The 14,845-nt window shown below is 71.0% G+C and carries 20 protein-coding genes; 11 read left to right on the top strand and 9 right to left on the bottom strand.

The features are described from left to right. Positions 1-39 precede the first annotated feature (39 nt). The 3 genes from nuoK to QSK32_RS05695 are packed head-to-tail and all read right to left on the bottom strand — an operon-like array spanning position 40 to position 1,675. Positions 40-423, bottom strand: coding sequence for an NADH-quinone oxidoreductase subunit NuoK (gene nuoK, locus QSK32_RS05705; RefSeq protein WP_045745003.1), 384 nt, complete (start codon positions 421-423; stop codon positions 40-42). Continuing rightward, the gene (locus QSK32_RS05700) at positions 423-974 is read right to left on the bottom strand and encodes an NADH-quinone oxidoreductase subunit J family protein (RefSeq protein WP_285471389.1); all 552 of its coding nucleotides are present in this window, start codon (positions 972-974) and stop codon (positions 423-425) included. Before QSK32_RS05700 ends, nuoK begins: the two co-directional genes overlap by 1 nt. Continuing rightward, positions 971-1,675, bottom strand: a complete 705-nt coding sequence (locus QSK32_RS05695; RefSeq protein ID WP_285471388.1) for a NuoI/complex I 23 kDa subunit family protein — start codon at positions 1,673-1,675, stop codon at positions 971-973. The genes QSK32_RS05700 and QSK32_RS05695 overlap by 4 nt, the downstream gene beginning before the upstream one ends. Positions 1,676-1,779: 104 nt before the next feature. On the opposite strand from QSK32_RS05695, the gene QSK32_RS05690 reads away from it, so the two are divergent. Beyond that, positions 1,780-2,346, top strand: coding sequence for a Uma2 family endonuclease (locus tag QSK32_RS05690; RefSeq protein ID WP_045745001.1), 567 nt, complete (start codon positions 1,780-1,782; stop codon positions 2,344-2,346). Here QSK32_RS05690 and nuoH read toward each other — a convergent pair whose 3' ends face one another. Both nuoH and QSK32_RS05680 read right to left on the bottom strand, forming a co-directional pair. Continuing rightward, a complete protein-coding gene (gene nuoH, locus QSK32_RS05685) occupies positions 2,347-3,303 on the bottom strand; it encodes an NADH-quinone oxidoreductase subunit NuoH (RefSeq protein WP_285471387.1) in 957 nt (318 codons plus the stop codon). Further along, entirely contained in the window at positions 3,303-3,992 is a 690-nt protein-coding gene (locus tag QSK32_RS05680) for an NADH-quinone oxidoreductase subunit C (RefSeq protein WP_045744999.1), read from the bottom strand. The genes nuoH and QSK32_RS05680 overlap by 1 nt, the downstream gene beginning before the upstream one ends. A gap of 65 nt (positions 3,993-4,057) precedes the next feature. On the opposite strand from QSK32_RS05680, the gene QSK32_RS05675 reads away from it, so the two are divergent. From QSK32_RS05675 to hemC, 5 genes are read left to right on the top strand one after another with little or no spacing between them, the layout of a single operon-like run. After that, complete coding sequence (locus QSK32_RS05675; protein ID WP_045744998.1) at positions 4,058-4,588, top strand: RNA polymerase sigma factor; 531 nt, start codon at positions 4,058-4,060, stop codon at positions 4,586-4,588. After that, positions 4,585-5,499: a hypothetical protein gene (locus QSK32_RS05670; protein ID WP_285471386.1), complete on the top strand. Its 915-nt coding sequence runs from the start codon at positions 4,585-4,587 to the stop codon at positions 5,497-5,499. Before QSK32_RS05675 ends, QSK32_RS05670 begins: the two co-directional genes overlap by 4 nt. Positions 5,500-5,546: 47 nt before the next feature. Next, positions 5,547-6,101: an RNA polymerase sigma factor gene (locus tag QSK32_RS05665; protein ID WP_045744996.1), complete on the top strand. Its 555-nt coding sequence runs from the start codon at positions 5,547-5,549 to the stop codon at positions 6,099-6,101. Continuing rightward, positions 6,098-7,042, top strand: a complete 945-nt coding sequence (locus QSK32_RS05660) for a hypothetical protein (RefSeq protein ID WP_045744995.1) — start codon at positions 6,098-6,100, stop codon at positions 7,040-7,042. The genes QSK32_RS05665 and QSK32_RS05660 overlap by 4 nt, the downstream gene beginning before the upstream one ends. A gap of 51 nt (positions 7,043-7,093) precedes the next feature. Continuing rightward, positions 7,094-8,026 (top strand): hydroxymethylbilane synthase, encoded by a 933-nt coding sequence (gene hemC / locus QSK32_RS05655; protein ID WP_045744994.1) that lies wholly within the window; start codon positions 7,094-7,096, stop codon positions 8,024-8,026. Between the two features lie 255 nt (positions 8,027-8,281). On the opposite strand, the gene QSK32_RS05650 is transcribed toward hemC, so the two are convergent. Continuing rightward, complete coding sequence (locus QSK32_RS05650; RefSeq protein WP_211275475.1) at positions 8,282-8,827, bottom strand: NADH-quinone oxidoreductase subunit B; 546 nt, start codon at positions 8,825-8,827, stop codon at positions 8,282-8,284. 4 nt (positions 8,828-8,831) lie between these two features. Next, positions 8,832-9,221 carry a hypothetical protein gene (locus QSK32_RS05645; protein WP_052720879.1) on the bottom strand — a complete coding sequence of 130 codons (390 nt, stop codon included), beginning with the start codon at positions 9,219-9,221 and terminating at the stop codon, positions 8,832-8,834. A gap of 261 nt (positions 9,222-9,482) precedes the next feature. Here QSK32_RS05645 and QSK32_RS05640 point away from each other — a divergent pair, with 261 nt between their 5' ends. Genes QSK32_RS05640 through QSK32_RS05630 form a run of 3 tightly spaced genes read left to right on the top strand, consistent with a single transcriptional unit; the run spans position 9,483 to position 11,588 of the window. Continuing rightward, positions 9,483-10,880, top strand: a complete 1,398-nt coding sequence (locus QSK32_RS05640) for a gamma-glutamyltransferase (RefSeq protein WP_285471385.1) — start codon at positions 9,483-9,485, stop codon at positions 10,878-10,880. Positions 10,881-10,920: 40 nt separating this feature from the next. Continuing rightward, positions 10,921-11,208 carry a type II toxin -antitoxin system TacA 1-like antitoxin gene (locus tag QSK32_RS05635; protein ID WP_285471384.1) on the top strand — a complete coding sequence of 96 codons (288 nt, stop codon included), beginning with the start codon at positions 10,921-10,923 and terminating at the stop codon, positions 11,206-11,208. Beyond that, entirely contained in the window at positions 11,190-11,588 is a 399-nt protein-coding gene (locus tag QSK32_RS05630) for a hypothetical protein (RefSeq protein WP_285471383.1), read from the top strand. The genes QSK32_RS05635 and QSK32_RS05630 overlap by 19 nt, the downstream gene beginning before the upstream one ends. A 25-nt stretch (positions 11,589-11,613) precedes the next feature. Here the strand turns inward: QSK32_RS05630 and QSK32_RS05625 are convergent, their stop codons facing one another. Further along, complete coding sequence (locus QSK32_RS05625; RefSeq protein ID WP_285471382.1) at positions 11,614-12,546, bottom strand: NAD-dependent epimerase/dehydratase family protein; 933 nt, start codon at positions 12,544-12,546, stop codon at positions 11,614-11,616. 102 nt (positions 12,547-12,648) lie between these two features. On the opposite strand from QSK32_RS05625, the gene QSK32_RS05620 reads away from it, so the two are divergent. After that, a complete protein-coding gene (locus tag QSK32_RS05620) occupies positions 12,649-13,335 on the top strand; it encodes a TetR/AcrR family transcriptional regulator (protein WP_285471381.1) in 687 nt (228 codons plus the stop codon). Between the two features lie 11 nt (positions 13,336-13,346). Here QSK32_RS05620 and QSK32_RS05615 read toward each other — a convergent pair whose 3' ends face one another. Further along, positions 13,347-13,655 (bottom strand): MGMT family protein, encoded by a 309-nt coding sequence (locus tag QSK32_RS05615; protein ID WP_285471380.1) that lies wholly within the window; start codon positions 13,653-13,655, stop codon positions 13,347-13,349. 62 nt (positions 13,656-13,717) lie between these two features. On the opposite strand from QSK32_RS05615, the gene proB reads away from it, so the two are divergent. Further along, on the top strand, positions 13,718-14,830 hold the full coding sequence (proB, locus tag QSK32_RS05610) for a glutamate 5-kinase (RefSeq protein ID WP_211275477.1): 1,113 nt from the start codon (positions 13,718-13,720) through the stop codon (positions 14,828-14,830). The last annotated feature ends 15 nt before the right edge of the window (positions 14,831-14,845 follow it).

Raw genomic sequence — 14,845 nt, 5'->3', positions numbered from 1 at the left:
GGAGTACGAGCGGAAGCAGGGGTCCCGCGACATCCACGCTCACCCGGCCACCCGTTCCTCGTCCGCGTCAGCGTCCAGCCGCACCTCGTCGGTGATCACTGCCTGCCGCATGCGGTAGAACTGCAGGACGATCGCGAGTCCGACGCCCACCTCGGCGGCGGCCAGCACGATCACGAACAGGGCGAAGACGCCACCGGTCGGGCCGGCCACGCCCTGGGCTGCCGGGGCGGCCCACGACTCGACGAGCACGCCGGACAACGCCGAGCGCACCGAGACGTCCGCGGTGACCAGGATCAGGTTCACCGCGTTCAGCATCAGCTCGACCGCCATCAGGACCAGGATCGCGTTCCGGCGGCGCAGAACGCCGTAGACACCCAGGCCGAACAGCAGAGCACCCACGACGTAGGGGATGACGACGTGCATCAGGCGTCCACCCCGTTCGCGTTTTCCGTGCTGCCCGTGCTGCCCGTGCTTCTTCTTGCGCCGAGGTCGGGGCGGGACAGGATGATCGCGCCGACCAGGGCGGACAACAGCAGGATCGACAGCACCTCGAACGGCAGCACCCAGGCGCCGAAGATCTCCTCGCCCATCCGCTCGGCGGTGGCCGGATCGGGCGCCGGATAGCGCACCCAGCGGAAGGCGTCGGCGAACAGCGCGGACAGGCCCAGTCCGGCACCGGCGCCGACCAGCGCGGCGGGCAGAGCCGGGCGGTCCAGATTGGCGGACGGGCCGATCGGGGCGCGGGTCAGCATCACCGCGAACAGCAGCAGCACGACGACCGCGCCGATGTAGACCAGGATCTGCACCCAGGCGACCAACTCGGCGCCGAGGACCAGGTAGAGGCCGGCGAGGGCGCCCAGGCTGACGACCAGGTAGAACCCGGACCGCACCAGGTGGCTGGAGGTGACGACGAGCGCGCCCGAGCCGACGGCCACCACGCCGAGGGCCAGCAGCAGCACGTCCGCGACGGTCACCGGCCGGGCTCCGGGTTCGGGTTCTCGGGATCCGGCTCCGTTGACCGGGGTTCCTGCACGGAGCGCTGGGGGGCGGTCCCCGTGGCGCGCGAGGGTGGGACGGCTCGGGGTGCGGTTGTGGGAGCGGTAGCTCGTACAGCGGAAGGTCTTGCGGTCTTGGCGGCAGTGGCCGCGCCCGGGCCCGCGGCCTTGCGTGCCGCGGTGGCCTCCTCCTTGCTCGGCTCACCGAGCACGTCGTGCGCGGGCGGCGGAGGAACGGTGCGCATCCACTCGCCCAGCCGGTCCTTGTCGTGCAGCAGGGACAGCACGTCGGTCTCGGCGTATTCGAACTCGGGCGTCCAGTGCAGCGCGTCGAACGGGCAGACCTCGATGCAGATCCCGCAGTACATGCAGAGGGAGTAGTCGATGTCGAACTTGTCCAGCACGTTGCGCTGGCGGGCGCGCGCGGCGCCCGGGACGACGACCTCCTCCTTGTGCGAGTCGATGTAGATGCACCAGTCCGGACACTCGCGGGCGCAGAGCATGCAGACCGTGCAGTTCTCCTCGAGCAGCGCGATCACGCCCCGGGAGCGGGGCGGCAAATCCGGTTCGACATCCGGGTACTGCTGCGTCGTGGAGCGCCGTGTCATCGTCTTGAGCGTGACGGCAAGCCCGTCGAGCAGGCCTTTGCCGGGCGCGATGCGGTCGCCTTCATCACTCACAAGGAGATATCCTGCCCCTCTCGCCCGAGTGACGCGACCTCACCCCCGGTGGATCTTCCGGTACGGTGAGCGAACGGGTTGAGCGATCCCGCCTGGAGGCCCCGATGACCGCTGCCATGAGCGATGTCCCACCGGCGGACGGCTGGACGGTCGAGGATCTCGACTCCTTCCCGGAAGACGGCGTGCGTCGCGAGCTACTCGATGGAGTCCTGCACGTGTCCCCCTCCCCTGCACCGAGTCACCAGGTCATCGCCGGTCGGCTGATGGTTTTCCTGGAGGAGAACTGTCCGGATCACTACCACGTCAGCCAAGCGAACGACGTGATCCTTTCGCCGCAACGGGTCTTCATACCCGATGTCCTCGCTACCACCGATCTGGCAGCCAGCCGCAATGCGAAGTTCATGGCGGACGAGGTCGTTCTGGCGGTCGAGATCATCTCGCCACGGTCACAGAGCATGGACCGGGTGATGAAACCCGCCCTCTACGCGAAGGCCGGAATTCCGTTCTACTGGATGATCGAGGTCAAGAACGGCCTGACCGTGCACACCCACAAGATCGACTTTGACGAGAAGATCTATAAGCCGACAGGCAGCTTCACCGACACGATCACGCTCGATGAGCCCTGGCCCATCGAGATCTCCATCGCGCGGCTGACCCCTCGTCACATCTGATCATGTGAGGGTCTTCACGGCGACGGTGAGGACGAGCTGGGCCAGGGCGACCGGGACCAGGATCAGCCAGCAGAGGCGTTGCAGCTGGTCCTCGCGCAGGCGGGGATACGTCACACGGAACCAGATGATCACGAAGGACAGGGCGAAGATCTTCAGCAGGGTCCAGAGCCAGCCCAGGTGATCCTCGAACGGACCGTGCCAGCCGCCCAGGAACAGGACCGTGGTCAGGGCCGCGATGACGACGATGCCGACGTACTCGGCGAGCAGGAAGAACGCGAAACGCAGGCCGGTGTACTCGGTCATGTAACCGAAGACCAGCTCGGAGTCGGCGATCGGCATGTCGAACGGGGGACGGCGGATCTCGGCCAGACCGGCGACGAAGAAGACCACCGCGGCCGGGGCCTGCCAGATCAGCCACCACGGGCGCCACGCCTCGACGATACCGGGCAGGCTGAGCGTGCCGGCCGCCATCGCGACGCTCGCGGCCGCGAGCACCAGGGGCAGCTCGTAACCGAGCATCTGCGCGGCGCCGCGGACCCCGCCCAGCAGGCTGTACTTGTTGGCCGACGCCCACGCCGACATCAGCACCGCGACCACCCCGATGCCCAGCACCGCCAGGACCAGGAACAGGCCGATGTCCAACGGCTGGGCGACCAGGCCCGGGCCGATCGGGATGGTCAGGATGACTATCAGGTACGGGAACAGGGCGACGATCGGTGCCAGCCGGAAGATCGTGCGATCAGCATCGCGCGGAGTGATGTCCTCCTTCTGCACGAACTTCACGCCGTCGGCGACGAGTTGCGCCCAGCCGTGGAAGGCGCCGGCGTACATCGGACCGACCCGGCCCTGCATATGCGCCATGACCTTGTGCTCGGCCTGCCCGATGACCAGCGGCAGCACCAGGAAACCGGCCATCACGGCGGCGATCCTGATCAGCAGGTCCAGCCAGAGCGGCATCAGTCGGTCCCGTCCTCGGCACGACGCGGCGGACGGGCCGGACGGGCCGGACGGGCCGCGCGAGCCGGCGCCTCCGGTGCGGGCACCTTGCCCTTCATCGGGCCCCACTCGTTCGGGTCGGGGACACCCGGCGGGCGCATCGGCGCGCGCTTGGCCGCGCCGCCCTCCGCCTCGCCCGGCTCCTTCGCGCCCGGCCACGGTTTCGCGACCCGGGACGCCAGCACGAACTCCTTGCGCAGCGGGTGACCCTCGAACTCCGGGGGCAGCAGCAACGGCCGCAGCCCGGGATGCCGGGCGAACCCGATGCCGAACATCTCGTGCGTCTCACGCTCGTGCCAGTCGGCGCCCGGATAGAGGTCCACCAGGGACTCGATCACCGGCTCGGCGCGGGGCACCCGGGCCCGCAGCAGCAGGCCGTGCCGCCGGCGGGTGGACCACAGGTGGGCGATCACCGAGAAGCCGCCGTCCAGTTCGTCGACGGCCGACAACCAGTCGAAGAAGTCGCAACCCAGCGCACCGGCGTCGCGGGCCGCCTCGGCGGCGAACCACCATCGGGCGGCCGGCACGTCGACCACGGCACGCGCGTGCCCCGGGCCGCCACCGGACACCGAGGCGACGACCTCGCCGGTCCCGGCGTCCTCGGTCGCCAGCAGAACGACCAGCCGCTCACCGACCTCTTCGGGCGTCATGCGTCACATCCTATGATCCGAGCGGGACCTGTAACCTTCCGCCGGGTGGGGACGTATCCGCGTCGATGACTTCCATCGCCGACTCTCGATCGGATCAGCCGCGTGCCACGCGGGACGATCCGCCGTCCTTCGACGAGCTCTACGCCGCGCACTACGCCGGCCTGATCGTGCAGTTCTACGCGTACTTCGGGGACCGGCAGGAGGCCCAGGACGTCGTCCAGGAGGCGTTCTGCCGGGCACTGGCCCGCTGGCGGACCGTCTCGACCTACGAGGACCCGGTCGCCTGGGTCCGCAAGGTCGCCTGGAACCTGGCGGTCAGCCGGTGGCGACGGGCCCGGACCGCGCTCGGATTCGTCCGCCGGCAACGCCTGGAGGAGCCGCGGACCGACGGCCCCGGACCGGACCGGGTCAGCCTGGTCGCCGCACTCGGCACCCTGCCGCCGAAACAGCGGCGGGCGCTGGTCCTGCACTACCTGGGTGACTTCACGGTGGCCGAGATCGCCGAACGGGAACGGGTCGCCGACGCCACCGTCCGGTCCTGGCTGCACCGGGGGCGTACCGCGCTGGCCGCCGAGTTCGAGGGGGAGTCCCGGTGACCGACATCGACCAGCTCTTCGCCGAGCTCCGCACCCGGACGATCGCCGAGGTGCGGCCACCGTCCGTGGACACCGTCCACCGGATCGTGCGGCGCCGCCGGGCCGTCCGGAACGCCGTCGCCGGCACGGTCCTGCTGGCGCTGGGCGGAACCGGCCTGCTGCTCCTGCCGGGTGAGCCGGAACCGGACGCGCCGGACCCCCGGGCGGGGTACGGCACCATCGCCGCCGCCACCGTGAAACTGGACGTGGCGACACCCCGGCTCGGCGCCCTGGTCACCGATCTGGGTGACGGCACCTGGCAGCACCGGCTGGAGCTGATCGGGGCCACCTACCGGACGACGCTGACCTGCGTGGGGGCCGGCGAGATCACCGCGGTCCTGACCCCGGCGGGCGGCGACCCGTCACGGGTGGTGGTGCCGTGCACCGCGGAACCCCTGGAAACCATGATCGATGTGGTTCTCGGCGGGGACCTCGGGACGCTCACCACCGAGGTCGTGCCGGACGACGTGGCCGCGGAGAGTGCCGCGTTCGCGTACACGACGGCGCTCTCCACGGCTGATCAGGACCGGCTCGGCAAGCTGGCCGGCGGGGTGGTCGGCGGCCTCACCACACCCGCGTTCGTCCTGGGCGACACGACGCCGGCGATCGAACAGCGCCTGACGGGCGCGGCCTATCAGGCCACGGCGGCGTGTGCCGGCACCGGCAGCGCGACGTTCACCGTGGTGGCGACAGGCGCGGACAACACGGAAACGGTCCTCGGGCAGACCCGGGTGACGTGCTCCCCCGCCCCGAAACCGGTGACGGTGACCGTCACCTATCCGGCCGGGGCCACCGCACTGGCACTACGGCTCGCCCCGGAGGCGGACGCGTACGGCCAGGCGGTCGGTGTGGTCGGCTACCGACCGACCTGAAATTGATCGACTGATTACCGCAACCGGCCGGGCGGGGCGGGCGTGTAATGGCCGTGACAGCCACAGCCAGCACCGGAGCGGAGGCACGGATCGTCGTGCGCCGGGAACCGCCACCGTCCTTCGACGAGGTGTACGCGGCCCACTACGCGGACCTCGCCGTGCAGCTCTACGCGTACTTCGGGGACCGGCAGGAGGCCCAGGACATCGCGCAGGAGGCGTTCTACCGAGCGCTGGTCCGGTGGGGTGGCATCGCCGAATACGACGATCCGGTCGCCTGGATCCGCAAGGTCGCCTGGAACCTGGCGGTCAGCCGGTGGCGACGGGCCCGGACCGCGCTCAGCTTCCTGCGGCGGCAGCGGGCGGCCGAGACGCACAGCGACGGGCCGGCCCCGGACCGGGTGGCCCTGGTCGCCGCGCTCGGCACACTGCCCGAATCGCACCGCCGCGCGGTCGTGCTGCACCACCTGGCCGACATGAGCGTGGCCGAGATCGCCCAACGGGAAGGCGTCGCCGCCGGAACCGTGAAGTCCTGGCTGCACCGCGGGCGGACCGCGCTCGCCGCCCACTTCGACGTCCACGACAGCACCGGAGGCACCCGATGAGCGACCGGATCGACCAGATGCTCGCCGACTTCCGGTCCGAAGCGCTGCCCGCGGTCCAGCCGCCGGGTACCGCGCCGCTGCGCCGGGCGGCCCGGCTGCGCCGCGCCGCGATCACCTCGGCGGCCGCGGCCGCGGTCCTCGGCATGGCCGCGCTGGTGGCGGTGGTCCGCCCGCCGACCGGGGCGGCACCGGCCGCCGACACCCCCGCCCCGTCCCGGCCGCCGGTCTACACGACGACCGCCCTCACCGACGCGGTGGAGAACGCACTGAACTACGAGACCGACCGGATCTGGACCGACCTCACCGACGGCACCCCGGTCGAGGCGACCCGAAAGACGCTCGGCGGGACGTACGACCTGACGGTCAGCTGCCCCGGCATCGGCGCGATGGAGGTGTCGGTCGACGCCGACCCCATCGTCACCACGGTCCCCTGCACCGACTCCGGTACGCCGATGACCATCCCGGTCACCGTGCCGGAACCGAACGGCGAACTGGCCGTCCGGATCGTCCCGCACGTCGCCGGGCCCCGCCAGGCCGCCGTCGGTTACCGCCTGGAGATGACCGCCGAGGACGTGACCCGGTGGACACAGGCCGCCGAGGACGCGCTGCCCCTCGGCGAGAAGCAGCGGTCCCGCGAGATGTACCTGCTCGGATCCAACCCCGGGACGGCGGACTCCAGCCTCGAACCCGGCACCTACCGGATCACCATGATCTGCCTCGGGTTCGGCAGCGCCGTCCTCCAGGCGGGTGACGCGCCCCTGGAGGACGGCGAACCGCAGGAGGGCGAATCCGACGACGTCGCTACCATCCCCTGCACGGTGACCGGCGGTAGACCAGTCACGGTCACCTACGACGTCACCGACGGCCTCAGCACCTTCCTGCGGCCGGACGGCACCGCCCGCAACACCAGCGTCGCGGCGCTCATGATCGAGAAGGTATGAGAGCACACCGTCGGAATGTGGCCCCCTCGGGGAAGGACTACCCTTTCGCCTATGTCCGTTGCACGCCGGGTGCGTATCGGGACGCGCTCCTCCCCCATGGCTCTCGCCCAGGTCGACCGGGTCCGCCGGATGCTCGCCGAACGGCGGCCCGAGATCGAGGTCGAGGTGCTGCCCCTGTCCACCAGCGGCGACCGCTGGCAGGGCTCACTCGCCGACCTCGGCGGCAAGGGCGCCTTCACCAAAGAGGTGGACCAGGCGCTGCTGGACGGCCGGGTCGACCTGGCCGTGCACTGCGTCAAGGACGTGCCCGGCGATCGGCCGGCTCCGGCCGGCACCGTGCTCGCCGCCTACCTGACCCGCGACGACGTGCGGGACTGCCTGGTCGACCCGGCCGGCCGGCGGATCGAGGACCTTCCCGCCGGGGCACGGATCGGGACTTCGGCCGTACGCAGAATGGCGCAGCTGGCGTTGCACTGGCCGCACCTGACCCCGGTGCCGATCCGCGGGAACGCCAACTCCCGCCTGGCGAAACTCGACGCGGGCGACTACGACGCCCTGCTGCTGGCGGTGTCCGGGCTGCACCGGATCGGCCTGCCGGAGCGGATCACCCAGCCGATCGACGTGGACACCTTCGTGCCGGCGGTCGGCTCGGGCACGCTGGTGCTGCAGTGCCGGCAGGACGACGAGGCGGCCCTGGAGACGGCGACGCTGCTCGGCGACCGGAACACCGCCCGGGAGACCGAGGCGGAACGCACCATGTTGCACATCCTGCAAGGCAACTGCCATTCGCCGATCGCGGGGTACGCCCGGACCGAGCCGGACGGGCGGATCAGCCTGCGCGCCCGGGTGATCAGCCTCGACGGCAAGACGGTGCTCGACGCCCACGAGTGGGCGACCGACCCGCTGGTGCTGGGCACGTCGGTGGCGGCGGCACTGCTCCGGCAGGGCGCCCGGGAGATCCTGGAAGACGCCGCCGGACGCTAGACATGTTTCGTGGTCAGGGCGCGAAGCCCGTCCGCGTGGTGATTTCGGGCGCGCTGGACGCCCGTATTCACCACACCCGTGGCGGTGTGTTGATTATGGGCGCGCTGGACGCCCCAAATCACCACACCCCTGGTGGTGTGGTGAATACGGGCGCGCTGGACGCCCCAAATCACCACACTGTTGTGGGTGTGGTGACTTCGGGCGTGCTGAGCGCCCGAAATCACCACGGAGGCAGACCCTGACTGCGAAACGTGTCTAGGCGCCGGGTGGGGCCACGATCGGGGCGGTCAGCGACGCGACGTCGCGGGCCGCCAGCGGGTCCGGCCGGTGCACCCCACCGGGGCCGGACTGCTCGGCGGCGATCTTCTCCTGCAGGCGCAGGATGCCGTGCAGCAGCGCCTCCGGCCGCGGCGGGCAGCCGGGCACGTACACATCCACCGGGATGATCTGGTCGACGCCCTTGGTGACCGAATACGAATCCCAGTAGGGTCCGCCGCTGTTCGAACAGGAACCGAACGAGATCACGTACTTCGGCTCGGGCATCTGGTCGTAGAGCCGCTTGATCGCCGGCGCCATCTTGTCGGTGACCGTGCCGGACACCACCATGAGGTCGGCCTGGCGCGGGCCGTGCGCAAACGGGATGACCCCCAGGCGCATGAAGTCGTGCCGGCTCATGCTGGACGCGATGAACTCGATCGCGCAGCAGGCCAGCCCGAAATTGAACACCCAGAGGGAGTAGCGGCGCCCCCAGTTCAGCACGAACCGGATGGGTTCCCCGAGTACTCCTGGCAGACCGGCCACGGCGTCAACCTACTGCATCGGGGTAGGGCATGCTCAGCGTCATCGGCGTACGCGCATTGACCAGTCCTTTGCTGTACGCGAAATCGGTGACGTCGTGCAGCGTCTGGACATAGGTCATCATCCGCTGGTAGGCGAGGGTCTCTTCGCGGTTCTCATCGGAGACCTCGACGTCCTTCTCGCCGTCGATCAGGTCCTGGACGTCGATGGTCGAGACCCGGAAACCCTCGATCGCGTTGGACGCGGCCACGGCGTCGGCGGTCAGGAACTTGCGCAGGCCGAGAGCCCATTTCGCGGGGCGGGACTGCAACACGTGGCGCAGGTCCCGGCGCATCTGCTCGATGCCGGTGAGGACGGCCTCGTCCTTGCCGGACAGGGCAGGCACCGGAAACAGCACTCCGCCACCATATGACGCAATCATGGCGTCATCACATCAGCGTTGGGAGTTCGGCGGCGATACCGTGCGTGTCGGCCGGATATGGCAGAAACAGCAAACCGGGCACTGCGCCGGACACTCCGCGAGCCCGCAGCCAGCGGCATATCCAGCCAAAACGCCGCGGAGAAGTGCACCCGGGCGAGGTACCACGGGAGAGGGACGACCCCTCTTCATCGACGCGCATCGTAACCATGATCGGCCCTCGCCGCCTACGCTCGCCGCATGACAAGCGTTGCGGCCGGCGTCGCCGCCAGTCATCCGGCGACCACACGCACCGGGATACGCATTCTGGAAGCCGGGGGCAGCGCGGCCGACGCCGCGGTCGCCTCCGTGCTGGCCTGTTGCGTCGCCGAGACCGTCTACACCGGGCTCGGTGGTGGCGGCTTCGCCACCTACTTCGACGCGGCCACCGGCGAGGTCACCTGCCTCGACTTCTTCGTCGCGGTGCCCGGCCTCGACGGCGACCGCAAGGCCGAACCGATGGTCACCATCGACGTGTTCTTCGGCGGGCTGCCGCAGGCGTACTCGATCGGCGGGGCCAGCGTGGCGGTTCCCGGCGTGCCGGCCGGCCTCGGTGAGGTGCACCGGCGGTGGGGGCGGCTCCCCTGGCGGGACGTGGTGGCCCCGGCGGCGGGACTGGCCCGGACCGGGGTGCTGCTGCCGGCGGCCCACGCACGCAGCCTCGCATCGTGTGCGCCGGCGCTGGCGTGGGGTGAGGGGGCAGCGCTGTACCAGCCGGGCGGGCGACTGCTCCAAGGCGACGAGCTGCTGTTCCACCCGGGGCTCGCGACGGCGATGGACGTGCTGGCCACCGACGGCCCGGAGATCTTCTACACCGGGCCGTACGCCGCGCTGCTCGTCGACACGGTCCGGGCGGCCGGCGGCACGATCGGGCCGGCCGACCTGGCCGGATACCGGGTGGAGTCGACGGTGGTGGACTGCGCGATGCTCGCCGGGCACCGGGTTCTCGCCCGGCACGACCTGAACCGGACCGTCGACACGATCGGGGCGCTGCCGGCCGACCTGTCCCGGCCGGGCCGGGCGCCCGGGGTGGCGTCGGCGCTGCGCAACACCGGGGCGCAGCGGGTCGGCGACACCACCAACGTGTCGGTGGTCGACGCCGACGGCAACGCGTGCGTGATCACCACGACGTTGGGGCTGGGCGCGGGGATCTGGCTGCCGGGACTGGGCATCAACCTGAACTCGATGCTCGGCGAGGGCGAACTGCTCACCGAGGAACTGGTGCCGGGGCGGCGGATGGCGTCGTACATGTGCCCGCTGGTGGTGGTCGGGCCGACCGGTGACCTGGTGGTGGCGGCCGGCTCGGCGGGCGCGTCGCGGATCCGGACCGCCCTGGTGGACACGCTGCTGGGTGTGCTGGTGGACGGGTTGAGCGTGCCGGAGGCGGTGGGCCGCCCCCGGTTCCACGTGGTGGAGGAGACGGTGCACGCGGAGGCCGGGTACGCCCCGGCGGAGTTGGCGGAGCTGCGCGGGGCCGGCTGGCAGGTGGTCCAGTGGCCGGACGCCAACCACTACTTCGGCGGCGTCTCCGCGGTGGGCCTGGCGGGCGCCGCCGGCGACCCTCGCCGCGGCGGTGTGGGCCTTCTCCTTCACCCGTAAGGTGGTAGGAACGCGTTCCTACCAGAGTTATGGTGGGGATATGAGCGCGCGAAAGCTGTCGATCTCGGTGCCGCCCGAGGTCGAAGAGACGATCAAGGCGGCGGCCGCCGGGGAAGGTAAACCGGTGTCCGCATGGCTGGCCGAGGCCGCCGTGGAGAAGGCCCAAGTCGCAGCATTGCATGCGGCGGCTCGTGCCGCCTCCCGGGAACTGATCGCGGAGTACGAGGACGAGCACGGAAAGTTGCCGGAGGAATCGCGCCGGCGGGCCCGGAACTTTCTCAGCGAGGCCGGGCTGCTCGATGACGAACCGTGGCAGGCCGCGAGCTGATGCGTGCCGTCGTCTACGACACCGGAGCGTTGCTCGCCGCCGAACGACGCAATCCGGACTTTCTCGCCCTGCACGATGAACTGACCATCGCTCACCTCCGGCCGATCGTGCCGGTCGTGGTTCTGGCGCAGGCCTGGCGCGGCGGCCCACAGCATCAGATCTCCCGGGTCCTGAAGGGCTGCGACATCCGGCCGGACGACGAGCGGACGGGCCGGGCCGCTGGGGTGGCCTGTGGCGCCGCGGGGACCGCCGACGTCGTGGACGCGATCGTCGTCACCACCGCCGTGCAGTATCAGGCCGCCGTGGTGACCAGTGATCCCGGCGATCTCCACCGCCTCGCCGATTCCCTCGGCGTGAAACTGCATCTCTTCACCGTCTGACCGGAACAGCGCGGATAGCAGCGGGTCACATGGTGCGGGCGGCGGTGGCGGCGGCGTTGTCGGCGATCTCGCGGAGGGCCACGTCGAGCGGGGTGGCGGTGAGGCCGAAGGTGCGCTCGGTCAGGGACGCGTCGAGGATGAACGGGGCGTAGAACTGGTAGTCCATCTCGGCCAGCTCGTGGGCCATCGGGACGGCCAGGCCCGCGGTGCGCATCACGAAGCGCGGAAGTCTGTGCAGGGTCAGCGGTGCCACGCCGGCCAGGGCGCAGTAGCGGTCGGTCAGCTCGCGGATGGTGAGCGGGGCGACTGACGGCACGTGCCAGGCCTTGCCCCAGGCCCGGTCGTCGGCGGCCAGGGTGATCAGGGTCTGTGCCATGTCGCCGGTGTAGGTGAAGCTGTGCGGCAGGTCGACGTCGGCCGGGGCCATCGCGGAGCTGCTGCCCTTGAGCAGGGCGGGCAGGATCACCGCGGAGAAGACGCTGTTGGCGCCGCCGCCCACGTAGTCGGAGGCCCGCGCCTCGACGGTGCGGACGCCACTGGCCAGGGCGTCCTGCCACATCTTGATCCGGATGCGGCCCTTGCGGCCGGTGGCGGCGAGCGGGCTGGTCTCGGTCATCAGGCCGCCGGGCTGCGGGCCGTAGCCGTAGAGGTTGCCGGTGATGGCGTAGACGGCGCCGGCGGAGCGGGCCGCGGCGATCATCGCGTCGTTCATCGGGAACCAGAGCTTTGCCCACTCGGTGTATTTCGGGTTGGCGCAGTTGTAGACCACCTCGGCGCCGCGGGCCAGGTCGGTGAGGCGGGCCCGGTCGGCGGCGTCGGCGGCGACGCGTTCGATCAGCGGGTGGTCGGGGCCGCTGCCGCTGCGGGTGACGACCCGGACGCTCTCCCCGCGGTCGGCGAGGCGGCCGGCGACCGCGGAGCCGATCGGGCCGGAACCGATGACGAGATGCTGGGCCATGGTGATCTCCTTTGCGAGCAGTGCTCTCTGTTGAGAACAACAGTCCCACAGGGGCCGACCGAAAAGCAAGAGCACTGCTCTCGTTGTGGCACACTGGGCGCCATGAGCGCCGCCAACCTGCGGGCCCGCGTCCGGGCCGAGATGACCGAAGAGATCAAGACGGTGGCTCGACGGCACCTGGCCACCGACGGGGCGAACCTGTCACTGCGGGCCGTCGCCCGGGATCTCGCAATGGCGTCCTCGGCGGTCTACCGCTACTTCGCCAGCCGGGACGAGCTGCTCACGGCACTGATCATCGATGCGTACGACGCGGTCGGTGAGCGGGCCGAACAGGCCGCGGAACGGGGTGCGACCCCACTGGCGAAATGGCTCGCGGCGGGACACGCGGTCCGCGACTGGGCGCTGGAGCACCCGCACGAATGGGCGCTGATCTACGGCAGCCCGGTGCCGGGATATCAGGCGCCGCAGAACACCGTGGTCCCGGCGACCCGGGTGCTGCTCCTGCTCGGGGCGACGCTGGCCGAGGCGTACCACGCCGGGCAACTGACCGAGCCGGCGACGACGACCACCGGCGGGTACGCGGACGAGCTGACCGAACTCGCGGCCACGTACTACCCCGGGCTGCCCGGCTGGGTCGTCGGCGCCACGATCAGCGGGTTCTTCCACCTCTGCGGCGCCATCAGCTCGGAACTGTTCGGCCAGCTCAACCACTCGGTCGACGGGGACCGGCGGGGCTTCTTCGAGTTCCAGATGCGCGGGGCGGGGCGGCTCGCGGGCCTGGTGGGCTGACGCCAGGCGTACTAGATGACGGGTGTCCAGAAGGCCTTGGTCATCACGACGCGCTCACCGCGCATCGGTACGCCCTCGGCGAGCAGCCTGGCGCGGGCCTCCTGCTCGTGGCCGGGCGGAAGCCCCCCGGAACTGTTGACCACCCGGTGCCAGGGCACACCACCACCGTGCCGGGACATGATGCCGCCGATCTGCCGGGGTGAGTTGCGGCCGGACCGGTCCGCCAGGGCGTCCGCGATCGCGCCGTAGGACGTCACCCGGCCCTCCGGAATCCGCTCGACCAGGCTGAGGACCTCTTCGACGTACTCCTGAGGTGTCATCACCCGCCACGATATGGGATCTGACGCGGATCGACGGTACCCGGCCGAGCACAATGGGCCTGGTGCGGGAAGTGGTGACCGGCGCGCGCCGGATCGTGGTGAAGGTGGGGTCGTCCTCACTGACCACCGCCGAGGGTGGCATCGACGAGCAACGGGTCGACGCCCTGGTCGACGTGCTGGGCAAGCTGTCGGCCGACGGCCGGGAGGTGGTCCTGGTCTCCAGCGGCGCCATCGCCGCCGGCCTGGCCCCGCTGCATCTGCGCCGCCGGCCGCACGACCTGGCCACCCAGCAGGCCGCCGCCTCGGTGGGCCAGGGGCTGCTCATCGCGCGCTACACCGCGGGGTTCGCCCGGCACGGCCTGACCGTCGGCCAGGTGCTGCTCACCGTGGACGACGTGACCCGGCGATCGCACTACCGCAACGCCTATCAGACCCTGCGCAAGCTGCTCGACCTCGGCGCGCTGCCGATCGTCAACGAGAACGACACGGTCGCCACCGAGGAGATCCGGTTCGGCGACAACGACCGGCTGGCCGCCCTGGTGGCCGCGCTGGCCGACGCCGACCTGCTGCTGCTGCTCTCCGATGTGGATGCGCTCTACACCGGCAGCCCGGCCGACCCGGCGTCCCGGCGGATCCCGCTGGTCGCGGGCGACACCGACCTGGCCGGTGTCGCGATCGGCGCGGCCGGCAGGTCCGGCGTCGGCACCGGCGGCATGGTGACCAAGGTCGAGGCGGCCCGGATCGCCACCGGTTTCGGCATCCCGGTGGTGCTGACCGCCGCGCCGCTGGCCGAGGCGGCGCTGGGTGGCGAGGAGGTCGGCACGCTCTTCCAGGCGGCGTCGAGCCGTCCCGCGGCACGGCTGTTCTGGCTGGCCCACGCCACCACCCCGCGCGGTCGCCTGCACCTGGACCCGGGCGCGGTCGCGGCGGTGGTCGCCCGGCGCAAGTCGCTGCTGCCGGCCGGGATCACCGCGGTGGACGGTTCGTTCGCGGCGGGTGACCCGGTCGACCTGATCGACGCGGATTCCGGCACGCCGGTGGCCCGCGGGCTGGTCAACTACGACGCGGTGGAGTTGCCCGCGCTGCTCGGACGGTCCACGCCGGAGTTGGCCGCGTCCCTCGGGCCGGGATATGAACGAGAGGTCGTCCACCGGGACGACCTGGTGCTTCTCTGAGATCTGGAAGGTCAA

This window comes from Actinoplanes sp. NBRC 101535 (assembly GCF_030269225.1).
In the GTDB taxonomy this organism is placed as follows: domain Bacteria; phylum Actinomycetota; class Actinomycetes; order Mycobacteriales; family Micromonosporaceae; genus Actinoplanes; species Actinoplanes rectilineatus.
This window is presented reverse-complemented; position numbering and strand designations above follow the sequence as displayed.